Below are 21,940 nucleotides of genomic sequence, written 5' to 3' on the forward strand. Positions count from 1 at the left end.
TCACGGACGTCGGGGCAGCCGGACGTCGGAGGCCGGACGCCGCCCGGGCAGGGACCCGGGCGGCGCGGAGGTCAGCCCTGGTCCGTGGGGGCCGGCGCGTCGAGGTCCTTGCCCGCCCAGTCCTTCCCGGCCTGGTCCGCGTGCTCCGAGGCGCTGTCGGTCTGGCCGGCGACGCTCTCGATCATCTCCTCGTCGGACACGCCTTCACCTGCAGCGTGGGTACCGGGCTCCGTCATCGCGCATCTCCTTCGACTGCGTGGACTGTTCCCCCGGACCCTCCCCGCCGACCGAGGGCACGAAACCCGTCGCGCCCGGAGTCACACGGTGGGTGGCCGCAGCTCGAACCACACCCGTTTGCCGCCCCGGTGGTCCTCGGCGCCCCATCGGTCGGCGATCGCAGCGACCAACCGCATGCCGCGTCCGCGCGGGTTCCCCGTGTCCAGTTCCCGGACGACGGGGCGTACTGCGGATCCGTCGACCACGCCGATCCGCAGCCACTCCTCGGAGAACGCGACCTCGAGGGTGAACGGCTCGTCTCCCCCGACGTGGTCCACGACGTTCGCGACCAGTTCGGTGACGAGGAGCGCGGCGTCCTCCGGGTCGTGCGGCGCACGCCACGACCGGAGCAGGTCCAGCACGAGGTGCCGGGCGACGGTCACGCTGCGCGAGGACGGCGAGAGGTCCATGGAGGCGGTGAGGGTGGACATGGAGCCTCCGTGGTGCGCGTCGATGGAGACGGGATGACGCGCCGCCCAGTGCATGACGCGTTATCCCGTTGCGCGATACAGAACCATCCGACCCGGCCAGATGCAACCCCCCTTGCGTGTAAGGCGTGTTGCATGCGACAGGGGTTGCATGCAACACGGGTTCAGATGCATAGTGGGCAACCGATCGGCTGAGACCCGGCCCGAGCGAGCGGAGCACAGTGGCGACGGACACCCCGGTGGGGGACGACTCGGCGCTCGCGGCGTTGCGCGCCCTGGTGACCGCCATCGACGCCTCGACCGAGGAGCTGCGCCAGGCCCGCTCCCGGGCCGAGGACCTGCTGCGTCAGCGTGCGGCGGGTGGGGCCTGGTTCGACATCGTCACCGACGAGGCGCGCCCGCTGGTCGTGGAGCGGATCAGCACGGTCCTGGCCACCCTCGCCTCGGCCGGCGGCGCCTGGCGGCGGGAGCAGGCTCGCGCACTCCACGCCGAACAGGTGAGCATCAACCGGATCGCGACCCTGTTCGGCGTCACGCGACAGCGCATCTCCGCCCTGCTGCGCGACCGTCCGGAGGACACCGGCCTCGCCACCCTCGACTGACCGTGGAGGAGATCCGCAGGCGTCACGCCGGCGGATCTCCTCACCCCTCAGGCGGAGATGCGGTCGATCGCCTTGTAGATGCGCTGCTCGGAGACCGCGCGGGGCGTACCGAGCTGCTGGGCGAACAGCGCCACCCGCAGCTCCTCGAGCATCCAGCGGACGGCGGTGACCGGGTCGTCCGGGGCGCCGCTGGGCGGCACCTGCCTCCGCAGCTGGTCGTACTCCGCGGTCACCGCCTCGATCTGGTGCATGGCCAGCGCGTCGCGGGCGGCGTTGGCCGGCAGCTTCTCCAGCCGGTGCGCCATGCCCTTCAGGTAGCGGACGACGTCGGGCAGCCGACGCCGGCCGGTCGCGGCCACGAAGCCCTTGTGCAGCAGCCCGGCCATCTGCCGGCGCAGGTCGGCGATGGCCGCCTCGGGCACTCGCCGGCCGGCGGCCCCGCCCAGCGCGACCGCGACCTCGCGGGCCTGGGTGAGCACGCCCTCGACCCGGGTGACGACGTCCTTCGTCAGGGACGGCAGCTGTGCGCGAGCGGACTCCACCAGCGCGGTGAAGGCGGCCTCCTCGCGCGGCGGCCCGCCGGCGGCGGCGATCAGCTCGTCGGCGGCGGCGTCGACGCAGTCGGCGACGAGGTCGGGGATCTCGCCGTCGGGGTTGAACTGCAGCGCGAGCCTGGAGCGCGGCCCGAGCCCCTTCACCACCTGCCGGACCGGTGAGCCCGCGGCCAGCACCAGCAGCCGGCGCACGCCGCGCCAGTGCAGGCGGACCGCCTCGGCCTCGGTGGCCACCACGCGCACGCCGGCGGTCTCGCCCTCGTCGACCACCGCCGGGAAGGCGGTCACCACGTGGCCGCCGCGCTGCACCTCGACGGTGCGGGGCAGGTCCCCGATCGTCCAGGCGGTCAGCCCCGTGCGCTCCAGGTCGACGGCGGCCCGGGCCAGGCTCGCCCGGGCCTGGGGCGCCACCTCGGCACGCAGCGCGGACAGGTCCTTCCCCCGGGCCAGGGTCCGCTGCCGGTCGTCGACCACGCGGAAGGTGGCCCGAAGGTGGTCGGGGACCTGGTCCGGCGCCCAGGCGTCCGGCGGGATCACGACGGCCGCCGAGCGGCGCAGTTCCCGCTCCAGCGCGGGCAGCAACGGCTCGGTCGGCTCGATCCGCGGCAGCACCTCGCGCACGCGGTCGGGGATGGGCACCAGCGCCCGGCGCAGCTGCTTGGGCAGGGTGCGCAGCAGCGCCGTCACCAGCTCCTCGCGCTGGCCCTGCACGGTGAACGCCAGCGAGCTGCCGGCGGTGCGCTCGGCGACGGTGTCGAGCACCGCCAGCGGGACGTCGACGGTGACGCCGTCCTCCGGCGCACCGGGGGCGAAGGCGTACGACAGCGGCAGGGTCAGCCCCTGCGTCAGCGGTACGGCGTCGGGGAAGTCCTCCTCGCGCACCTGCCCGGCGGCCGCGGCGTTCGTCAGCTGCTCCACGGTGAGCGACATGAGGTCCGGCGTGCGCCGCCGGGCCTCCTTCCACCACCGGTCGAAGTGCCGGGTGGAGACGACGTCGGCCGGGACGCGCGCGTCGTAGAGCTCGAACAGCGTCTCGTCGTCGACGCGGATGTCGCGGCGGCGGGCCCGCTCCTCGAGCTCCGCGACCCGCTCCAGCGCCCGCTGGTTCTCCGCCCAGAAGCGGTGGTGCGTCGTCCACTCGCCCTGCACCAGGGCGTGCCGGATGAACAGCTCGCGGGAGACGACGGGGTCGATCGAGCCGTACTGGACGCGCCGGCCCACCACGAGCGGGAGGCCGTAGAGGGTGACCCGCTCGGTGGCGACGACGGAGCCGCGCCTGGCGTCCCAGCGCGGCTCGGAGTACTCCCGCTTGACCAGGTGGTCGGCGAGCCGCTCGACCGTCTCCGGGTCGATCCGGGCCACCATGCGGGCGAACAGCCGGCTGGTCTCCACCAGCTCCGCGGCGACCACCCAGCGCGGCGGCCTCTTCGCCAGCGGGGTCCCGGGGGCGATCACGAAGCGGGCGTTGCGGGGACCGAGGTACTCGCGGCCGCCGCGGCGCCGGTCGCCGTCGGACCTGCGGGTGTCCTCGACCTGGAGGCCGATCTGCGAGAGCAGCCCGGCCAGGAGGGCGGCGGTGATGCCGCGCTCGTCGGGCTCGGTCGCCGGCTCGGCCGGCGTCATGCCCAGCCGGCGGGCGGTGCTGCGCAGCTGTCCGTAGAGGTCCTGCCACTCGCGGATGCGCAGGTAGTGCAGGAACTCGCGCTTCACGGTGCGGCGGAAGGCACTGCCGGACAGCGCGTCCTGCTGCTCCTCCAGGTACCGCCACAGGTTGAGCAGCGCGAGGAAGTCGGAGTTCTCGTCGGCGAAGCGGGCGTGCGCCTGGTCGGCGGCCTGCTGGTGCTCGGCCGGCCGTTCCCGCGGGTCCTGGATGGTCAGGCCGGCGGCGATCACCAGCACCTCGTCGAGCACGCCGCGCCGGTCGGCCTCGACGACCATCCGGGCGATCCGCGGGTCCAGCGGCAGCGCGGCCAGGGCGCGGCCGGTGGGGGTGAGCTTCCCGTGCTCGTCGAGCGCGCCGAGCTCCTCCAGCAGCGCCAGGCCGTCGGCCACCGCGCGGCGGTCCGGCGGGTCGATGAAGGGGAACTCCGCGACGTCGCCCAGGTCGAGGGCCGCCATCTGGAGGAGCACCGAGGCCAGGCTGGTCCGGAGGATCTCCGGGTCGGTGTACTCGGGCCGCGCGTCGAAGTCGTCCTCGGTGTAGAGGCGGATCGCGATGCCGTCGGAGGTGCGGCCGCACCGGCCCGACCGCTGCCGCGCGGAGGCCTGGCTGATCGCCTCGATCGGCAGCCGCTGCACCTTGGTCCGCGCGCTGTACCGGGAGATGCGCGCCGTCCCGGGGTCGACGACGTAGCGGATGCCCGGGACGGTCAGCGACGTCTCGGCGACGTTGGTGGCGAGCACGACCCGGCGGCCGGTGTGCCGCTGGAAGACCTTGTGCTGGTCGGCGGCCGAGAGGCGCGAGTAGAGCGGCAGGATCTCCACGCCGGGGAAGCGGTCGGTCAGCGCGTCCGCGGTGTCGCGGATCTCCCGCTCGCCGGCGAGGAACACGAGGACGTCACCCGGCCCCTCGGCGACGAGTTCCTCGACGGCGTCGCCGATCGCGGTGACCTGGTCGCGGTCGGGGTCGGCGTCCGGATCGTCGGGGTCGACGACGGGCCGGTACCGGAGCTCCACCGGGTAGGTGCGGCCGCTCACCTCGACGACCGGCACCTCGGCACCGTCGGCGGCGAAGTGCCGGGCGATCCGCTCGACGTCGATCGTCGCGGAGGTGATGACGACCTTGAGGTCGGGACGGCGGGGCAGGATCCGGGCCAGGTAGCCCAGCAGGAAGTCGATGTTGAGGCTGCGCTCGTGGGCCTCGTCGATGATCAGGGTGTCGTACTGGCGCAGCAGCCGGTCGTGCGCGATCTCGGCGAGCAGCACGCCGTCGGTCATGACCTTGACCAGCGTCGAGTCCGACACCTGGTCGGTGAAGCGGACCTTCCAGCCGACGACGTCGCCCAGCGGCCGCTCCAGCTCCTCGGCGATCCGCTCGGCGACGGTGCGGGCGGCGATCCTGCGCGGCTGGGTGTGCCCGATGCGCCCGCGCACCCCGCGGCCGAGCTCCAGGGCGATCTTGGGCAGCTGGGTCGTCTTGCCCGAGCCGGTCTCCCCGGCGACGACGACCACCTGATGGTCGCGCAGGGCCTCGGCGATGTCGTCGCGGCGGGCCGAGACGGGCAGCTCGGCCGGGTAGGTGGCCGGCGGGACGGCGGCGCGGCGGCGGGCGATCCGCTCCTCGGCGGTGGCGACGTCGGCGGCGATCCGCTCCCGCTGCCGGGCGCGGGCCTCGAGGTCGCGGGTACGCCGGGTGCCGTCGAGCCGGCGACCCAGCCGGTGCTCGTCCTCGATCGTCAGGGTGGCCAGCCGCGACCGGAGGTCGCCGGCGGCCGACGCGTCGACGGCCATGGCGGAACTCCTCTCGTGGGGCTGGTGGCGGGGCCCGGCCCGGACGGTGGGGCGCGCGTGGCGACGGGTTCGACGGGTACCAGCCGTCCCAGGATCCCACTCCCCGTGGCGCGGTCCGGTCGAGGCAACGGCCGGCGTGCCCCACATCACCCGCGCGTGCACCCCGCAACTGGATGCATGTACTCAGCAACCGGTTGTATGGTGCACCTGTTCCCGGCGCTGTGCCGCCGTCGTCCTCCCCTCCGGAGACCCTGTGAGCCCTCCCGCCCCGGCGACGCCTGCCGTCCGCCCGGCCCAGCTGCACGTCCTGGGCGAGCAGCTGCCGCGGATGATGCGGGTGATCCACGCGATCAAGGCCGCCACGGCCGGCGACAGCCGCGACCGCGCGGCGCACGTGCTGCTCTTCCCGCTCGACCGGCTCGGCCCGCTGCGCCAGGGCGCGCTGGCCGACCTGGTGCACGCCGACCCGTCGACCGTCAGCCGGCACGTCGCCGCGCTGGTGGACGGCGGCCTCGTCCGCCGGGTCGCCGACGAGACCGACGGCCGCGCCAGCCGGCTGGTCGTGACCGAGGCCGGGCAGGCGACGCTCGCCCAGCTGCGGGCCGAGCGGGAGGCGCACCTGGCCCGGATCACCGCCGACTGGGACGACGCCGACCTGACCGCCTTCACCCAGCTCTTCGGCCGGTTCGTCGACGGCATGGCCGCCCTGCTGCCCGACGACGCCGACGCCGCTCCCGTCGCCCCCACCCCGAGAGAGACCCCATGAGCCAGACCACCCGCGACGCCGTGGCCCCCCGGGGCGCCACCCGCGCCGGCAACGACGACGGCAGCTTCACCCACCGGCAGATCGTCACGATCATCGTCGGGCTGATGGTGGCGATGTTCCTGGCCGCCCTGGACCAGACCGTCGTGTCCACCGCCATCCGCACGATCGCCGACGACCTGCAGGGCTACGACCTCCAGGCGTGGGCGACCACGGCGTTCCTCATCACCTCGACGATCAGCACCCCGCTGTACGGGAAGCTGTCCGACATCTACGGCCGGCGGCCGTTCTACATGTTCGCCATCGCCGTCTTCGTCGTCGGCTCGCTGGCCTGCGCGTTCGCCCAGTCGATGTACCAGCTCGCGGCGTTCCGGGCGATCCAGGGCATCGGTGCCGGTGGTCTGATGTCGCTGGCGCTGGCGATCATCGGGGACGTCGTCCCGCCGCGGGAGCGCTCGCGGTACCAGGGCTACTTTATGGCCGTCTTCGGCACCTCCAGCGTGCTGGGCCCGGTCATCGGCGGCTTCCTCGCCGGCCAGGAGTCGCTGCTGGGCCTCACCGGCTGGCGCTGGATCTTCCTGATCAACGTCCCGCTGGGCGTCCTCGCCCTCGTCGTCGTCAGCCGGGTGCTGCACCTGCCGCACACCCGCCGCGAGCACCGCATCGACTGGCCCGGCGCCGTCGCGCTGGTGGTCTTCCTCGTGCCGCTGCTGATCGTGGCCGAGCAGGGCCGCATATGGGGCTGGGGCTCCGGGGCGGCGCTGACCTGCTACGCCATCGGCGCCGTCGGCTTCGTGCTGTTCGTCCTCGCCGAGCGCGCGTACCGCGACGAGGCGCTGCTGCCGCTGCGCCTGTTCCGCAACCGCACGTTCGCCGTCGCGGGCGTCGGCAGCGTGGTCATGGGCGCCGGCATGTTCGGCGGCATCCTGCTGCTGCCGCAGTACCTGCAGATCGTGCACGGCTCCAGCGCGACCGTCGCCGGCCTGCAGATGATCCCGATGGTCGCCGGCATCATGACCGGCGCGGTGAGCTCCGGCATCGCCATCAGCCGGACCGGCAGGTACAAGGTCTTCCCGCTGGTCGGCATCGTGTTCATGGTCGTGGCGCTGGTCTCGATGTCCTTCGTCGTCGAGGCCGACACCGCGTACTGGGTGCTGGTGCCCTTCATGGTCCTGCTGGGCCTCGGGCTCGGGTTCAACTTCCAGCCGGTCATCCTCGCGGTGCAGAACTCGGTCTCCCCGCGGGAGATGGGCGTGGCGACCTCCTCGGTCACCTTCTTCCGGCAGATGGGCGGCACGCTGGGGGTCGCGGTGTTCCTGTCGCTGCTGTTCACCCGGCTGCCGGTCGACATCGGCAACGCCTTCCGGTCGGCCGGCCTCGGCGCGCCGCCGTTCGACACCGACGCCGTGCTCAGCGACACCTCGTCGGTCGGCTCCGCTCCCCCGCAGGCCGTGCAGGCCTTCCGCGTCGGCTTCTCGGACTCGATCGACCTGGTGTTCCTCATCGCCGCCTGCGTCGTGGCGGTCGGGTTCTTCGTGCTGCTGTTCCTGCCCCAGCTGGAGCTGAGCAACAAGTCCGGCATCCAGGCCCAGCAGGAGGCCGAGCGGTCCACCGCCACCGGGGACCCGACGACGGCCGACGACGCCACCCGCGCCGCCGGTGCGGCCGCCCCGACGTCGGTCAGCCCGGTCCAGGGCCCCGCAGCCGGCGACGGCACCACCGGTGACGGCGTGCACGAGCACGGCCCCCGCCGCTAGACCTCGACGAGATCTGCACAGTCGTCGCCATCAGCTGCTGATGGTGACGGCTGTGCAGATCTCGCGCCGGCTCAGGGGGTGAAGACGGCGCGCACGCAGCCGTCCTGCTTCTCCTTGAACAGCTCGTAGCCGCGGGGGGCCTCGCTCAACGGCATCACGTGCGTGGCGAGGTGCTCGGTCACCAGCTCGTCGCGCTCCATGAGCTCGAGCAGGCGGGGGATGTACCGCGGCCCGTGCACCTGCGCCCCGCGCAGGGTCAGCCCCTTGTTCATGATCGCGCCGAGCGGGAACTTGTCCACCATCGAGGCGAAGACGCCGAGGGTGAAGACGCTGCCGCCCTTGCGGCAGGCCATGACCGCCTCGCGGACGGCGGTCGGCCGGTCGGTCTGCAGACGGAGCTGCTGCTTCACCTGGTCGTAGACGCCGTGGGCGCCGGGGGCGTGCGCCTCCATCCCCACGGCCTCGATGCAGACGTCGGGACCGCGGCCACCGGTCCGCTCGCGCAGCTCGGCCGCCACGTCGGTCGTCGTGTAGTCGATGGTCTCCGCGCCGGCGTGCGTGCGGGCCTGCTCCAGGCGCTCGGGCAGCCGGTCGACCACGAACACCTGCGCGGCACCGACGATCGCCGAGATGCGCGCGGCCAGCTGCCCGACCCCGCCGGCGCCCCAGACCGCGACGGTGTCCCCGGGCCGGACGCCGCCGAGGTCCACGCCGGTGAAGGCGGTCGACGCGGCGTCGGAGGCGAACAGCGCCCGGTCGTCGGAGACGCCGTCCGGGACGACGAAGCTGCCCACGTCGGCGTAGGGCACCCGCACGTACTCCGCGTGGCTGCCGGCGTACCCGCCGACGGCGTGCGAGTAGCCGATGCAGCCGCCGATGCTCTGCCCCCACAGCCCCTCGGTGATGCCGGGGTTGGGGTTGCTGTTGTCGCACAGCGAGTACATCTCCTGGCGGCAGTACCAGCAGTTGCCGCAGGAGACGAAGGACGCGACGACCACCCGGTCGCCCACCTTCCGCTCCCGCACCGCCTTGCCGACCTCGACGACCTCGCCCATGAACTCGTGCCCGATCACGTCGCCGGCCCGCATGAACGGGATGTAGCCCGACAGCAGGTGCAGGTCCGAGCCGCAGGTCGTCGTCCGCCGGACCTTCAGGATCACGTCGTGGTCGTTGAGGATCTGCGGCTCCGGCACGTCCTCGACCGACAGCTGGTTGATCCCGGTCCAGGTCACGGCCTTCACAGCACGCCCTCCTTCTTCGCGTTCGCCACCACGCCGTCCAGGAGGCGGCCCTGCGGCGTCTGCTTCCGCTCCCCGTGCGGGCGCGGGTCCATCCGCAGCACCTCCCCGGTCTCGAGCAGCTGCTTCGAGGCGCGCAGCGCCGCCCGCAGCCGGCCGAGCTCCTCGTCGGAGGGCGTGGCGCGGTAGCGCGCGGCGATCTCGGTGCCCTTGTCGCCGGGCGCCGGGGTCACCCGGACCTCGACCAGGCTGCCGAGCGCGACCAGCGGCGCGGGCAGGTCGTCGACGCGGACGTCGGCCGGCGAGCAGAGCACCGTGACCGCGCGCCAGCGCCGGGCGGCACGCTCCGGGTCGTCGGAGACCGACGCGGTGCCGACGCCGGGGAGCTTCAGGCCCTGGAGCCGGTTGAGCAGGGTCCCGCCGAGGTCGGCGGCGCGGTCGAGCAGGGGATTGGGCACGGGGCCCCCTTTCCTGGTGGTCGTGCCCCACCTACCCCTGCCCGGAGGTCGGGGAACCGGGCATACCGTGGGCACAACGCCCGTCGTCGCGCGCCCCTGGAGGCCACCCGTGCCCGCGTCCTCGCTGATCCTCAACCGCCGGGACCTGGAGTTCCTGCTCCACGAGTGGCTCGAGGTCGAGAGCCTGGTGAAGCGGGAGCGCTACACCGAGCACTCCCGGGAGACGTTCGACGCGGTGCTCGAGCTCGCCGAGCAGATCGCCACCGAGCACTTCGCCCCGCACAACCGGAAGGCCGACGAGAACGAGCCGCGGTTCGTCGACGGCCGGGTCGAGATGATCCCCGAGGTCAAGCGGGCGCTCGAGGTCTTCGCCGACGCCGGCCTGCTGGCCAGCGAGTTCGACGAGCGCTTCGGCGGCATGCAGCTGCCGCACACCGTCGGCCAGGCCGTGTTCGCCTGGTTCAAGGCCGCGAACGTCGGCACCTCGGCCTATCCGTTCCTGACGATGGCCAATGCCCGGCTGCTCATCGCGCACGGCAGCGAGCAGCAGGTCGACACCTACGTGCGGCCGATGGTGGAGGGCCGCTGGTTCGGCACGATGGCGCTGTCGGAGCCGCAGGCCGGGTCGTCGCTGGCCGACATCACCACCCGCGCCGAGCGCCAGGACGACGGCACCTACCGGCTGACCGGCAACAAGATGTGGATCTCCGGCGGCGACCACGAGCTGACCGAGAACATCGTCCACCTGGTGCTGGCCAAGATCCCCGGCGGTCCGCCCGGGGTGAAGGGCATCTCGCTGTTCGTCGTCCCGAAGTCCCTGGTCGGCGAGGACGGGTCGCTCGGCGAGCGCAACGACGTCGTCCTGGCCGGCCTGAACCACAAGATGGGCTACCGGGGGACGACGAACACGTTGCTGAACTTCGGCGAGGGCGTGCACACCCCGGGCGGGCGGGCCGGCGCGGTCGGCTACCTCGTCGGCGAGGAGCACCGCGGCCTCACCTACATGTTCCACATGATGAACGAGGCACGGATCGGCGTGGGGATGGGCGCGACCGTGCTGGGCTACACCGGTTTCCTGCACGCGCTCGAGTACGCCCGCACCCGCACGCAGGGCCGGCCGCCGACGGCGAAGGACCCGTCCACCCCCGCGGTGCGGATCGTCGAGCACACCGACGTCCGCAGGATGCTGCTGGCCGCGAAGTCCTACGCCGAGGGCGGCATGGCGCTGGGCCTGTACTGCGCGCGGCTGGTCGACGAGGAGCAGACGGCGGAGTCGGCCGAGGACCGCGCGCGGGCGCACCTGCTGCTGGAGATGCTCACGCCGATCGCGAAGGCGTGGCCGTCGCAGTACGGACCGGTGACCGACGACCTGGCCATCCAGGTGCACGGCGGCTACGGCTACACCCGCGACTACCCGGTGGAGCAGTTCTACCGGGACAACCGGCTCAACCCGATCCACGAGGGCACCAACGGCATCCAGGGCCTGGACCTGCTCGGCCGCAAGGTGCTCATGCAGGACGGCGCCGGCCTGCGGCTGCTCGGCGAGACGATCACGGCGACGACCGCGCGCGCGGCCGGCACCGACTGGGCCGCCTTCGCCACGGACCTGGACGCCGCGGTCACCCGGCTGGGGGCCGTGACGGCGACGCTGTGGGGCGCCGGGGACCCGGCCGTCACCCTGGCCAACGCCACCGCCTACCTGGAGGCCGCCGGGCACGTCGTCGTCGCCTGGCTGTGGCTGGAGCAGGCGCTGGCGACCCGGGACCAGGCGGGGGACTTCTACGAGGGCAAGCGCGCCGCGGCCCGGTACTTCCACCGCCACGAGCTGCCGAAGGTGCACATGCACCTGGACCTGCTGGAGTCCCTCGACCGGACCGTCCTCGACACCGACGAGGCCTGGCTCTAGCGGCGGGGGGGCACCCCGACACACAGATGCGCCCCGCGGCTCCGAGGAGCGGCGGGGCGCAGGTGTCGTGGAGGGTCAGGCGGTGGCGGCGGCCGCCACCGGCTCGGCGGCAGGCGCCGGCTGTGCGGCCCGGGAAGCACTCGCGGCGCTCTTCTCCCGCTCGTAGCGGGCCGTGCTGGAGGCCCCCATCACGATCACGAGTCCGGTCAGGACCAGGAACCCGAGCAGGGTCACTGCCGGCCAGAACATCATCGGAGACTTCCCCCTGTCGTTCGCGTGCGCCGGCCCGCCAGGTGCGCGGGCGGCTCGTCTTCGGGGGCTGTGTCCCCCGTCGATCACCGTCTCAATCGTCGATCTGTGATCGTTTCCTGACTCCTCGTGACGCACTTCACACGCCGGATCTGCCGCGGCACCGGTTGCGGCCGCCGTGATCTGATCCTGGCGTGAGGCCGGCCGGGAGGACGCACACGAGCGTCGCGGCGGGTCCGGAGCACCCGGCGCGCCCGGGCCCCCTGGTGCTCGCGCTGGCACTCGCAGTCACCACGCTCTCGCTCCTGCAGAGCCTCGTCGTCCCCCTGCTGGGGGCGATCGCCACCGAGCTCGACGTCTCCGCCGGCGCCGCCGGGTGGGTGCTCACCGCGAACCTGCTGGCCGCGGCCGTGTCGACGCCGGTGCTGGGCCGGCTGGGCGACACCCGCGGGGAACGCCCCGTGTTCCTCGGCATCCTCGTGGTCGTCACGCTCGGCACGGTCCTCACCCTCGTCGCCGACTCGCTGCCCCTGCTCCTCGTGGGCCGGGTGCTGCAGGGCACCTCGTACGGGCTGTTCCCGCTGTCGATCAGCGTCCTGCGTCGCGAGCTCCCGGAGGCCCGGCTCAGCGTCGCGATGTCCCTGGTCAGCAGCACGCTGGCCGTGGGGGGCGTCGTGGGGCTCGTGGCCACCGGCCTGCTCACCCAGGGCGACGGCAGCTACCGCGAGGCCTTCTGGATCGGGCTCGCGGTCTGCCTGGTCAGCCTGGTCCTCGCGGTGGTGGTGCTCCCCCGGCGGCCCGCGACCGCGTCCGGAGGCGTCGACTGGTGGGGCGCGGCCCTGCTGGGCGCCGGTCTGGTCCTCCTGCTGCTCCCGGTCTCCCAGGGCAACGCCTGGGGCTGGACGGCGGCCCCGACCCTCGGCTGCGCGGGAGCCGCGGTCGTCGTCCTCGCGGCGTGGGTCGTGCTGCAGCGCCGGCTCCGCGAGCCCCTCGTCCGCCCGTCGATGCTCACCGACCCGCGCACGCTCGCCCCGAACATCGCCGGCCTCATGACGGGGCTGGGCCTGTTCGTCTCCTTCATCGCCGTCCTGCAGTACGTGCAGACCCCGCCGGAGGTCGCCGGCTACGGCTTCGGCTCCTCGGTGCTCGAGGCGGCCGTCGTGTACCTGCTGCCGGGCGGGGTGGCCGGCATCGTGCTGGCCCCGGTCGCCGGGCGGGTGGTGGCGCGCCTCGGCGCGCTGCCCACGCTGCTGGCCGGCGGGCTCGCCGGGCTGGCCGGGTTCCTCCTGCTGGCCCTGCTGCGGGGCAGCACGGCCGGCGTCGTCGCCGGCTCCCTGCTGGCCCAGGTGTGGGTGACCATCGCCTACGCGGCGCTGCCGACCCTCGTCGTCCAGGCGGTGCGGCCGAGCGAGACCGGGGTCGCGAACGCGGTCAACTCGATCACCCGCTCGGTGGGCCAGGCCGCGGGCAGCGCGCTGGCGGTCGCGCTGCTCACCGCCGGCACCGATCCGGCCACCGGGCTGCCGCGCGCGTCGGCGTTCACCCTGGTCTGCCTGATCGGCGTGGGAGCGGCCGCGGTCGTCGCCCTGGTCGCGCTCGGAGCGGTGCTGCGCGGAGGCCGGCGCCCCGGCCCGCAGGACCCGCTGGCCGACGTCGAGCGGGCCACCGCGGGGTCCGGCGAGTGGTCGCCGGTCAGCGGCCTGCGCTGACGGGACACACCGGGGCGGCGAATGGAACGGGACCGTCCGGGGCATCGAGGGGCGAGAACGTTGTAAACCGCCCCTGACCGGAGGACCCCCGATGGCCCGTTCCACCGGCTCCCGCAGCGCCTCCACCGCTGCGAAGGACACCCGCTTCTCCGGCAACGTCGCCGGCGACCCCGCCCCGCACGACGACAAGGTCAACTCGACGCGGTTCGACAACGCCCCTCGCGGCGCGGACCCGTCGCCCACCACGATGGGCACGCTCAAGCGCACGGTGAAGGAGTTCAGCGAGGACCAGCTCACCGACCGGGCTGCCGCGCTGACCTACTACGGCGTCCTGGCGCTGTTCCCGGCGATCATCGCGCTGCTGTCCATCGTCGGGCTGCTGACCGACCCGAGGCAGCTCTCCGACGCGCTGACGACGGTGGTCCCGGCCGACGCCGCCGAGACGATCAACCCGGTCATCGAGCAGATCGCGGGCAACACCAGCACGGCCGGGTTCGGGCTGGTCATCGGTCTCGCCGCCGCCATCTGGTCCGCCTCGGGCTACGTCGGCGCCTTCACCCGCGCCGCCAACGTCGTCTACGAGACGCCCGAGGGCCGCAAGATGTGGAAGCTCAAGCCGCTGCAGCTGCTGGTCACGCTGGTCGGCGTGCTGTTCGCCGCGCTGATCGTCGCGATGCTCGTGCTGAGCGGCCCGGTCGTCGAGGCGGTCGGCAGCGCCATCGGTCTCGGTGACACCGCCATGACCGTGTGGAACGTCGTTAAGTGGCCGCTGATGGTCGTCGTCCTCGCGCTGATGATCGCCGTCCTCTACTACGCGACGCCCAACGCCAAGCTGCGCGGCTTCAAGTGGGTCAGCCCCGGTGCCGGCGTCGCCATCCTGGTCGCCGTCGTCGCCTCGGCCGCGTTCGCGTTCTACGTCGCCAACTTCGGCAGCTACAACAAGACCTACGGCGCCCTCGCCGGGGTCGTCGTCTTCCTGATCTGGTTCTGGCTGATCAACGTGTCGCTGCTGTTCGGCATCGAGCTCGACGCGGAGATGGAGCGGACCAAGGAGCTCAAGGAGGGCGTGCCGGAGGCCCACAAGGAGATCCAGCTCGACGCCCGCGCCGAGCCCAAGCCGCGCCAGACGAACTAGGCGCACGCATGACGAAGGGCCGGTCCCCCGCGGGGGCCGGCCCTCCGTCGTACGTACGGAGTCGCTCGAGTGCGGTTCTCGCACTCGAGCGACTCCGATCAGCGGGAGGTCTCGGGGCGGTCGCCGTGCCGGGCCGGCGGGGTGCGCTCCACCAGCGCCGCCACGCCGGCGAGGCCCTTGCTGACCGCCTCGCCGACCGGGGCCAGCCGCGCCGGCCCGCGACGGACGCCGGCGTCGACAAGGTCGCGGGTGCGGTCGATCACCGACAGCGGGAGGGCCGACAGGGCGTTGCCCGGCGGTCGGCGGGCGACGGTGGGGTGCGGGCGGGTCGGCGAGATCCGGCGCACCAGCTCCCACTGCCGGCCGAGCCGGCGGAGCTCGTGCTCGTCGAGCTTCTCCTGCAGGCGGGGCAGCAGGACGTCCTCCTCGTCGCGGACGTCCTCGCGCAGCACCTCGACCAGCCGGGCGAGGCGGGCCGGCCGCTGCGGGTCGTCGAGCCCACCCTCCTCCAGCGCGGACACCAGCTCGTTGACCTCCTGGTGCTCCTCCTCGATGCGCAGGGTGAGCTCCTCCCCGTCGGGCAGGACCCGGCGCACCGCGGGCCACAGGACCGCCTCCTCGGCGAAGGCGTGGCTGAACACGAGCCGGTCGATGCGCTGCAGCACCTCCTCCTGGTGGCGGCCGGTGCTGCCGTCGAGCTCGTGCAGCAGCTGGTCGAGGCGGATGTGGTCGCGGCGCTGCCGGGCCAGGACGCTGCCTGGGCCGCCGAGTTCGGACTCGGACTGGTCAGCGATGGAACGGGGCACGGGGAGCACGACCTCTCGGAGCGGGACGGATCCGTCCCGTACTTCCCCGTGCGGGCGTGCCGCATGCCACGCGGGCGCACCGGTTGCCCGCGCCGCCACCGCGGGTAGGGCCCTGCTCCGCGGACGACGGAGCCCGCGGCCCCGAGGAGGCACCATGACCCCGCCGCCGGTGACGTCGGACTTCTACGAGCTCGAGGCGCTCCTCGACGACCAGGACCGGGAGACCCTCTACCGCGTCCGCGCCTTCATGGACGAGCAGGTCACGCCGGTCATCAACGACTTCTGGACGCGCGGGCAGTTCCCCCACGAGCTCGTGCCGGGCCTCGCCGAGCTGGGTGTCGCCGGGGCCCAGTACTCCGGCCACGGCTCGCCCGGCCGGTCCTCGCTGTTCGACGGCATGGTGGCGATGGAGTTCTCCCGCGGGGACCCGTCGATCGCCACCTTCATGGGCGTCCACGGCGGGCTGGCGATGGGCACCATGCACCTGTGCGCCTCCGAGGAGCAGAAGGAGCGCTGGCTGCCGGCGATGGCGCGCATGGAGCTCATCGGCGCGTTCGGCCTCACCGAGCCCGAGCACGGCTCCGACGTCGCCCGCGGCCTGCAGACGACCGCCCGGCGGGACGGCGACGAGTGGGTGCTGGACGGCCAGAAGAAGTGGATCGGCAACGGCAGCTTCGCCGACCTGGTCATCATCTGGGCCCGGGACGTCGAGACCGACCGGGTGCTCGGCTTCGTCGTCGAGAAGGGGACGCCGGGCTTCTCCGCCGTCGACCTCGAGGACAAGATCGCGCTGCGGGTGGTGCAGAACGCGCACATCACCCTGGACGGCGTCCGGGTGCCCGAGGCCAATCGGCTCCAGGGCGCCAACTCGTTCCGCGACACCGCGCAGGTGCTGCGGGCCACGCGGGTGAGCGTGGCCTGGTCGGCGGTCGGTTGCTCCCGCGGCGCCTACGAGCACGCGCTGCGCTACGCCGAGGGCCGGCAGCAGTTCGGCCAGCCGATCACCGGCTTCCAGCTGGTCCAGGACCTGGTGTTCCGCATGCTCGGCAACATCACCGCCTCGGCCACGCTGTGCGCCCGCGCCTCCCAGCTGCAGGACTGCGGCCGGCTCAAGGACGAGCACGCCTCGATGGCCAAGGCCTACAGCACGATGCGGATGCGCGAGACCGTCGGCTGGGCCCGCGAGCTCATGGGCGGCAACGGCATCCTGCTGGAGAACCACGTCGGCCGGTACGTCGCCGACGCCGAGGCCATCTACTCCTACGAGGGCACCCGCGAGGTCAACAGCCTCATCGTCGGCCGCGCCGTCACCGGCGAGAGCGCGCTGGTCTGACCCGTCTCAGGTGCGGGCGGCCGCAGCGGCGACGAAGAGCAGGAACAGCGCGACGGCCGCCACCACGACCCCACAGGAGGACGACGCTGATCATCCTCGCCGCGTGGGCGAGACCGCCGGTGGTCGCCAGCCCGTCCTCGGCGAGCTCCAGCGCCTTGGTGCTGAGGACGAACGCGCGGATGCCCGGCTCGGTCGCTGCGTTGTACCCCCACCACTCCTCGTCGTCGTCAGGCACCGGCTCCGCGGCCACGTCCGGAGAGGCGGACGAGGGCACGACCGCGCGCGGCCCGGCAGCGTTGACCCGTCACCGGCCGTCTCCACCAGCCGAGTGGCCGGTGCAGGGGCAACGCCTCAGTCGAAGAGGTCGGGCTGGTCGCGGCTGATCCGCTCCCAGATGGGCTGGAACTGGAACCAGCCGGCGAACTCGTAGCCGACCTGGCCGCGGGTGACGGTGGCCTCCTCGTGGCCGATCCGCCGCGGTGGGGTGCCGAGCCCCGCGGCGGCCGAGTAGGCCATCAACTGGGACTGCGCGGTGCGCTCGAGGGTGAGGAACCACCAGGCGGCGCTGTCCACCGACGCCCCGACGGTCAGCATCCCGTGATTGCGCAGGATCACGGCCTTGTGCGCGCCGAGGGCCTCCCCGATCCGACGGCCCTCCTCGGGGTCGAGCACCACGCCGGAGTAGCTGTCGAAGACGCCGACGTCGTCGTAGAACGCGCAGGCGTCCTGGGTCAGCGGCTCGATGGTCATGTCCAGGCTGGACAGCGTCTTGCCGTAGGGGCCGTGGGCGTGCGCGGCGGCCACGACGTCGGGGCGGGCGGCGTGGACGGCGCAGTGGATCGCGACGGCAGCCCCGTTGACCGCGCGGTCGCCCTCGACCACCTCGCCGGCGTGGTCGACGCGGACCAGGTCGCTGCTGCGGATCATGCTGAAGTGCATCCCGAAGGGGTTGACCCAGAAGGTGTCGGTCGCCTCGGGATCGCGCACGGTGATGTGCCCGGCGACGCCCTCGTCCAGGCCGGCCTTGCTGAACATCCGGAAGGCCGCGGCCAGCTTGGCCTTGCGGTGGGCCCGCTCCTCGGCCACCGAGGTGAACTCCGGCGGGAGGGCCATCCGCAGCTTCCGGCCCCCGGCATCGGTGTCGGCGGCCGCCGCGGGCAGCGGCGTCGGGCGGGGCTCGGTGACCGTCACGGCGGGTCTCCTCTGCTCGGGACGCGGCGGCTGCCGCACCGCCCGATTGTGCATGCCCGGCGGGGCCGCGCGGCAGCCGCGGACGCCGTCGAGCCGGAACGCGCCGACCGTGGTTGAGTGGGCCGGGTCACAGCTGCCGCCGAGCACCTCGAGGAGGCCGGCATGACCACCGCCCGCGACACCACCACCCCCCGTGGCGAACCCACCACGGCACCGACGGCCACGCGCGAACGCGGCGACACCGGGCCCGGCCAGGCGCCGGAAGCGGCCACGGAGGCCATGACCGGGCTCGACATGGTCCTGGTCGACGGCGCCCGCGGTCCGCTGCGCCGCCTGGTCCCGCCGGTCCGGACGACGGCGCGCTTCGGCGCCTCGCTGGCCCGCCACCCCGACGCCCTCGCCCGACGCGCCACCACGCTCGCCCAGGACCTCGCCCGGATCGCCGTCGGCCGCAGCGACATCGCGGCCTCGCCCAAGGACAAGCGGTTCGCCGACCCCGCGTGGACCGGCAACCCCTTCCTGCGCCGGACGATGCAGGCCCACATCGCCACGGCCCGCGCGGCCGTCGGGCTGGTCGACGACGCCGACCTCGACTGGCAGGACGACGAGCGGATCCGGTTCTCGCTGACCAACCTGGTCGACGCCCTCGCGCCCAGCAACGTGCCGCCGCTGAACCCGCTGATGTGGAAGGCGGTCATCGACACCGGCGGGCGCAACCTGATCGGTGGCACCCGGCGGCTCGTCAAGGACCTCATGTCGCCGCCGCGGGTGCCCTCGATGGTGGAGGAGGACGCGTTCACCGTCGGGGAGGACCTCGCCGTCTCCCCCGGCGCCGTCGTCCTGCGGACGCCGGTCTTCGAGCTGATCCAGTACCGGCCGACCACCGAGCGGGTGCGCAGCGTGCCGCTCGTCGTCGTGCCGCCGACGATCAACAAGTACTACATCACCGACCTGGCGCCGGGCCGGAGCATCGTCGAGCACTACGTCGGCGCCGGCCAGCAGGTGTTCATGATCAGCTGGCGCAACCCGACGGCCGAGCACGCCGACTGGGGCCTGGACGACTACGGGCAGGCGGTCCTCGACGCCATGGCGGCCGCGGAGGAGATCACCGGCAGCGAGCGGGTGGCCCTCCAGGCGTTCTGCTCCGGCGGCATCATCACCTCGATGGTGTTGGCGCACCTGGCCGCCGCCGGCGACCTGGGCCGGGTCGCCGCGGCCAGCTTCGCCGTGACCGTCCTGGACTGGTCGCGCGCCGGCACGGTGTCGGCGCTCATGGACCGCGAGGCCGTGCAGCAGGCGGTCGAGAAGTCCCGCGAGCAGGGCTACCTGGACGGGGCCATGCTGGCCGAGGTCTTCGCCTGGCTGCGCCCGAACGACCTGGTGTGGAACTACTGGGTCAACAACTACCTGCAGGGCAAGCCGCCGCCGGCGTTCGACATCCTCTACTGGAACGCCGACACCACCCGGATGACCGCCGGCCTGCACCGCGACTTCATCGACGTCGCCGTGCGCAACTCGCTGACCGAGGCGGGCGCCTCCACGATGCTCGGCAGCCCCGTGGACCTGAAGGCCGTGGACGTCGACACCTACGTCACAGCCGGTATCGCCGACCACCTCTGCCCGTGGCAGGCCTGCTACCGGACGACGCAGCTGCTCGGGGGGAAGAGCCGCTTCGTGCTCTCCACCAACGGCCACATCGCGTCGCTGGTGAACCCGCCGAGCAACCCCAAGTCCACGTTCCAGGTGGCGCCGGAGACCCCCGCGGACCCCGACCGGTGGCTCGCGAGCGCCGAGAAGGTGAAGGGCTCGTGGTGGCCGGACTACATGGCCTGGCTGGGCGAGCGCAGCGGCGACGAGGTGCCGGCGCCGGAGGCCCTGGGGTCGCAGGCGCACCCGCCGCTGGAGGACGCCCCGGGGAGCTACGTGCATGACTCGTGACCGGCTGCGGTCCCGGGCCGCGGAGGACGTCCGCACGGTCACCGCGGCCGGGCGGTCCCTGCGGGTGTCGGTCCGCACCGGCACGGACGCCGACGTGCCGCCGCTGCTGCTGATGAACGGCATCGGCGCGAGCCTGGAGGTGCTGCAGCCGTTCGTCGACGCGCTCGACGCGCGGCGGACGGTCATCCGGTTCGACGTCCCGGGCGTGGGTGGCTCCCCGAGACCGGTGGTCCCCTACGTGCTGGGCACGCTCACCCCGGTCGTCGCCGGCGTGCTGTCCCGGTTGGGCCACGACCGGCCGGTCGACGTCCTGGGGCTGTCCTGGGGCGGTGGTCTGGCGCAGCACTTCGCCGTCCAGCACCGGCGGCGCTGCCGCCGGCTGGTGCTCGCCGCCACCGGCACCGGCACGCTCATGGTGCCGGGGTCGCCGAAGGTGCTGAGCCGGATGCTCACCCCGCGGCGGCACCGCGACCCGGAGTACGCGCGGGAGATCGCCGGCCAGATCTACGGCGGCACCATGCGCTCGGACCCCGAGCGGGCGGCGCGGGTGCTGCACGCGGCGACTCGCATCGGTCCGCGGCGCGGGTACTACTACCAGCTCGCCTCGAGCACCGGCTGGAGCAGCCTGCCGTTCCTGCGGCTGATCCGGCAGCCCACGCTCGTCCTCGCCGGGGACGACGACCCGATCGTCCCGGTGGCCAACGCCCGGATCATGGGCCGCCTCCTCCCCGACGCCGACGTGCACGTCTACCGGGGCGGCCACCTCGCCCTGCTCACCGAGGCGGACGAGCTGGCACCGGTCGTCGAGCAGTTCCTCGACCGCCCCTAGATCCCGCAGGTACCACCCAGGAAGCCGCGCCGGAAGGCGTCGACGAGCTCGAAGCCGGAGGCGTCGGAGCCCGGCAGCACGCTGTCCTCCTCGCCGTAGCGCAGCAGGGCGACCGCGGCGTCGTCCACCTCGTCGACCGAGATCGGCGGAGCACCCACCACGGCTCCCCGGAACAGCTCCCGGGCCATCCAGCCGGTCGTGCAGACCACGGCGTCCTCCGCCTCCTCGCCGAGGGTGGGGAGGCCGAGCCGCGTCCGCACCGCCACGGCGTAGGGCAGGCCGAGCAGCGTGACCACGGCGTGGTCGCCGACCTCGTCGTGCGCCGGCTCGAGCAGGCCGGGGTCGAAGCGGACCGACCCGTCGGCGGCGCAGAACTCCAGGTCGACCTCCGGCCCCTCGCCGGTGCAGACCGATCCCGACGGCTCGCCCTCGACCACGGCCGGGAGCTCCACCGCGTGCCCCCAGCGCAGGGGCGTCGGCGAAGCCCTTGCTCAGCGCCTGGTCCCAGAAGGACCGTAGCTGGCCCTCGGCAGAGCGGACCGCCTGCCCGAACCGCAGGTCGCCGTCCGCCCCGCCGTCCCCGGCATCGGCCGGCAGCGTGTAGACGCGGTCCTCGTCGAAGGCGGCGCACGCCCGCGGGCCGTCCGCGTAGCCCTCCTGGAAGGCCGACAGCTGGTCGAACAGGGAGCCGTGCGCGCCCGGGTCGTCCCGCTCGCTGCCCGGCGGGTCCCCGAAGTAGAGGTAGCTCAGCACGTACTCGTCCAGCTCGGCCGGGCGGACGGCGACGTGCCGGGCGTTGCCCTCGACGACCCACCGGGTCCAGCTCCCGGCGAAGCACTCGGCCTGGGTCTCCGCGACGATCGAGGAGTCGTAGAGGCCGGCGCGCTCCTGGACCGCGTGCCCCATCTCGTGGGCCATCACCTCGGCGATCATGAACGGGCCGTAGTCCTCGGCGATGTCGGCCAGCCACGCCCGGTCGTAGACGATCCGGTCGTCATCGCCGCAGTAGAAGGCGTTCTCGGCCAGCTCGGCGACGTCGTCCCCGACGCAGGGGTCGCTCGGCAGCTCGTCGTCGTCGGTCTCGTCCGGGTCGATCGACCAGAGCCCGCCCTCCAGCTGGCCGAACTCCCCGCCGTACAGCTCCGGGAAGGTCTGCTCCCAGTAGGCGAGGACGTCGGCCGCGGCGTTGCGCGCCATGCGGTCGACCTCGTCGCCCTCCTCGGCCAGTTCGACGACGAGGTCGGCGTCCGTGGCGTCCACGCGCACGCCCCCGGCGGGAGTGGCCACCCCGGCGACCGGGGTCGTGCAGGCGCTGAGC

Annotated in this window: 19 protein-coding genes; 9 read left to right on the plus strand and 10 right to left on the minus strand. The window is 73.5% G+C overall.

Annotated elements, in window-relative coordinates; translation table 11 throughout:
• Window positions 1-71 precede the first annotated feature (71 nt).
• The gene (locus DQ240_RS24315) at window positions 72-200 is read right to left on the minus strand and encodes a hypothetical protein (protein WP_255410920.1); all 129 of its coding nucleotides are present in this window, start codon (window positions 198-200) and stop codon (window positions 72-74) included.
• A gap of 117 nt (window positions 201-317) precedes the next feature.
• Entirely contained in the window at window positions 318-707 is a 390-nt protein-coding gene (locus DQ240_RS19700; RefSeq protein ID WP_113841410.1) for an ATP-binding protein, read from the minus strand.
• A gap of 218 nt (window positions 708-925) precedes the next feature.
• Between DQ240_RS19700 and DQ240_RS19705 the strand changes: the two genes are divergently transcribed.
• A complete protein-coding gene (locus DQ240_RS19705) occupies window positions 926-1,306 on the plus strand; it encodes a hypothetical protein (RefSeq protein WP_199589411.1) in 381 nt (126 codons plus the stop codon).
• Window positions 1,307-1,353: 47 nt separating this feature from the next.
• Here the strand turns inward: DQ240_RS19705 and hrpA are convergent, their stop codons facing one another.
• On the minus strand, window positions 1,354-5,310 hold the full coding sequence (hrpA, locus tag DQ240_RS19710; RefSeq protein ID WP_113841411.1) for an ATP-dependent RNA helicase HrpA: 3,957 nt from the start codon (window positions 5,308-5,310) through the stop codon (window positions 1,354-1,356).
• Between the two features lie 253 nt (window positions 5,311-5,563).
• Here hrpA and DQ240_RS19715 point away from each other — a divergent pair, with 253 nt between their 5' ends.
• Window positions 5,564-6,076 (plus strand): MarR family winged helix-turn-helix transcriptional regulator, encoded by a 513-nt coding sequence (locus tag DQ240_RS19715; protein WP_233498839.1) that lies wholly within the window; start codon window positions 5,564-5,566, stop codon window positions 6,074-6,076.
• Window positions 6,073-7,830 carry an MDR family MFS transporter gene (locus DQ240_RS19720; RefSeq protein WP_113841412.1) on the plus strand — a complete coding sequence of 586 codons (1,758 nt, stop codon included), beginning with the start codon at window positions 6,073-6,075 and terminating at the stop codon, window positions 7,828-7,830. Before DQ240_RS19715 ends, DQ240_RS19720 begins: the two co-directional genes overlap by 4 nt.
• A gap of 71 nt (window positions 7,831-7,901) precedes the next feature.
• Here the strand turns inward: DQ240_RS19720 and DQ240_RS19725 are convergent, their stop codons facing one another.
• Window positions 7,902-9,071: a zinc-dependent alcohol dehydrogenase gene (locus tag DQ240_RS19725; RefSeq protein WP_113841413.1), complete on the minus strand. Its 1,170-nt coding sequence runs from the start codon at window positions 9,069-9,071 to the stop codon at window positions 7,902-7,904.
• Window positions 9,068-9,526, minus strand: coding sequence for a hypothetical protein (locus DQ240_RS19730; protein ID WP_113841414.1), 459 nt, complete (start codon window positions 9,524-9,526; stop codon window positions 9,068-9,070). Before DQ240_RS19730 ends, DQ240_RS19725 begins: the two co-directional genes overlap by 4 nt.
• A 109-nt stretch (window positions 9,527-9,635) precedes the next feature.
• Between DQ240_RS19730 and DQ240_RS19735 the strand changes: the two genes are divergently transcribed.
• Window positions 9,636-11,432 carry an acyl-CoA dehydrogenase gene (locus DQ240_RS19735; RefSeq protein WP_113841415.1) on the plus strand — a complete coding sequence of 599 codons (1,797 nt, stop codon included), beginning with the start codon at window positions 9,636-9,638 and terminating at the stop codon, window positions 11,430-11,432.
• Between the two features lie 75 nt (window positions 11,433-11,507).
• On the opposite strand, the gene DQ240_RS23740 is transcribed toward DQ240_RS19735, so the two are convergent.
• Window positions 11,508-11,684, minus strand: a complete 177-nt coding sequence (locus DQ240_RS23740; RefSeq protein WP_199589412.1) for a hypothetical protein — start codon at window positions 11,682-11,684, stop codon at window positions 11,508-11,510.
• A 263-nt stretch (window positions 11,685-11,947) separates the two neighbouring features.
• Between DQ240_RS23740 and DQ240_RS19740 the strand changes: the two genes are divergently transcribed.
• Both DQ240_RS19740 and DQ240_RS19745 read left to right on the plus strand, forming a co-directional pair.
• Window positions 11,948-13,390, plus strand: coding sequence for an MFS transporter (locus DQ240_RS19740; RefSeq protein ID WP_233498840.1), 1,443 nt, complete (start codon window positions 11,948-11,950; stop codon window positions 13,388-13,390).
• Window positions 13,391-13,481: 91 nt separating this feature from the next.
• Entirely contained in the window at window positions 13,482-14,525 is a 1,044-nt protein-coding gene (locus DQ240_RS19745) for a YihY/virulence factor BrkB family protein (RefSeq protein ID WP_113841416.1), read from the plus strand.
• Window positions 14,526-14,623: 98 nt separating this feature from the next.
• Here DQ240_RS19745 and DQ240_RS19750 read toward each other — a convergent pair whose 3' ends face one another.
• The gene (locus tag DQ240_RS19750; RefSeq protein ID WP_113841417.1) at window positions 14,624-15,331 is read right to left on the minus strand and encodes a hemerythrin domain-containing protein; all 708 of its coding nucleotides are present in this window, start codon (window positions 15,329-15,331) and stop codon (window positions 14,624-14,626) included.
• Between the two features lie 154 nt (window positions 15,332-15,485).
• Between DQ240_RS19750 and DQ240_RS19755 the strand changes: the two genes are divergently transcribed.
• Window positions 15,486-16,664: an acyl-CoA dehydrogenase family protein gene (locus DQ240_RS19755; RefSeq protein WP_113841418.1), complete on the plus strand. Its 1,179-nt coding sequence runs from the start codon at window positions 15,486-15,488 to the stop codon at window positions 16,662-16,664.
• Here the strand turns inward: DQ240_RS19755 and DQ240_RS19760 are convergent.
• Both DQ240_RS19760 and DQ240_RS19765 read right to left on the minus strand, forming a co-directional pair.
• Window positions 16,639-16,899, minus strand: coding sequence for a hypothetical protein (locus DQ240_RS19760; RefSeq protein WP_147262040.1), 261 nt, complete (start codon window positions 16,897-16,899; stop codon window positions 16,639-16,641). The genes DQ240_RS19755 and DQ240_RS19760 overlap by 26 nt on opposite strands.
• 116 nt (window positions 16,900-17,015) lie before the next feature.
• Window positions 17,016-17,855, minus strand: a complete 840-nt coding sequence (locus DQ240_RS19765; protein ID WP_199589414.1) for a class II aldolase/adducin family protein — start codon at window positions 17,853-17,855, stop codon at window positions 17,016-17,018.
• A gap of 162 nt (window positions 17,856-18,017) precedes the next feature.
• Here DQ240_RS19765 and DQ240_RS19770 point away from each other — a divergent pair, with 162 nt between their 5' ends.
• Together DQ240_RS19770 and phaZ are read left to right on the plus strand one after the other, a co-directional pair.
• Window positions 18,018-19,793 carry an alpha/beta hydrolase gene (locus DQ240_RS19770; RefSeq protein ID WP_199589415.1) on the plus strand — a complete coding sequence of 592 codons (1,776 nt, stop codon included), beginning with the start codon at window positions 18,018-18,020 and terminating at the stop codon, window positions 19,791-19,793.
• The gene (gene phaZ, locus DQ240_RS19775) at window positions 19,783-20,622 is read left to right on the plus strand and encodes a poly(3-hydroxyalkanoate) depolymerase (protein ID WP_113841420.1); all 840 of its coding nucleotides are present in this window, start codon (window positions 19,783-19,785) and stop codon (window positions 20,620-20,622) included. Before DQ240_RS19770 ends, phaZ begins: the two co-directional genes overlap by 11 nt.
• Here the strand turns inward: phaZ and DQ240_RS19780 are convergent.
• Window positions 20,619-21,074: a hypothetical protein gene (locus DQ240_RS19780; RefSeq protein ID WP_113841421.1), complete on the minus strand. Its 456-nt coding sequence runs from the start codon at window positions 21,072-21,074 to the stop codon at window positions 20,619-20,621. The two genes, phaZ and DQ240_RS19780, sit on opposite strands and share 4 nt — an antisense overlap.
• Between the last annotated feature and the right edge of the window lie 866 nt (window positions 21,075-21,940).

The sequence above is a fragment of the Blastococcus sp. TF02A-26 genome (assembly GCF_003319125.1).
Taxonomy (GTDB): Bacteria; Actinomycetota; Actinomycetes; order Mycobacteriales; family Geodermatophilaceae; genus Trujillonella.

Coding starts and splice junctions, on each gene's coding strand:
- DQ240_RS19700 (WP_113841410.1), bottom strand. CDS start 707: ATGTCCACCCTCACCGCCTCCATGGACCTCTCGCCGTCCTCGCGCAGC.
- hrpA (WP_113841411.1), bottom strand. CDS start 5,310: ATGGCCGTCGACGCGTCGGCCGCCGGCGACCTCCGGTCGCGGCTGGCC.
- DQ240_RS19720 (WP_113841412.1), top strand. CDS start 6,073: ATGAGCCAGACCACCCGCGACGCCGTGGCCCCCCGGGGCGCCACCCGC.
- DQ240_RS23740 (WP_199589412.1), bottom strand. CDS start 11,684: ATGATGTTCTGGCCGGCAGTGACCCTGCTCGGGTTCCTGGTCCTGACC.
- DQ240_RS19745 (WP_113841416.1), top strand. CDS start 13,482: ATGGCCCGTTCCACCGGCTCCCGCAGCGCCTCCACCGCTGCGAAGGAC.
- DQ240_RS19755 (WP_113841418.1), top strand. CDS start 15,486: ATGACCCCGCCGCCGGTGACGTCGGACTTCTACGAGCTCGAGGCGCTC.
- DQ240_RS19770 (WP_199589415.1), top strand. CDS start 18,018: ATGACCACCGCCCGCGACACCACCACCCCCCGTGGCGAACCCACCACG.
- phaZ (WP_113841420.1), top strand. CDS start 19,783: ATGACTCGTGACCGGCTGCGGTCCCGGGCCGCGGAGGACGTCCGCACG.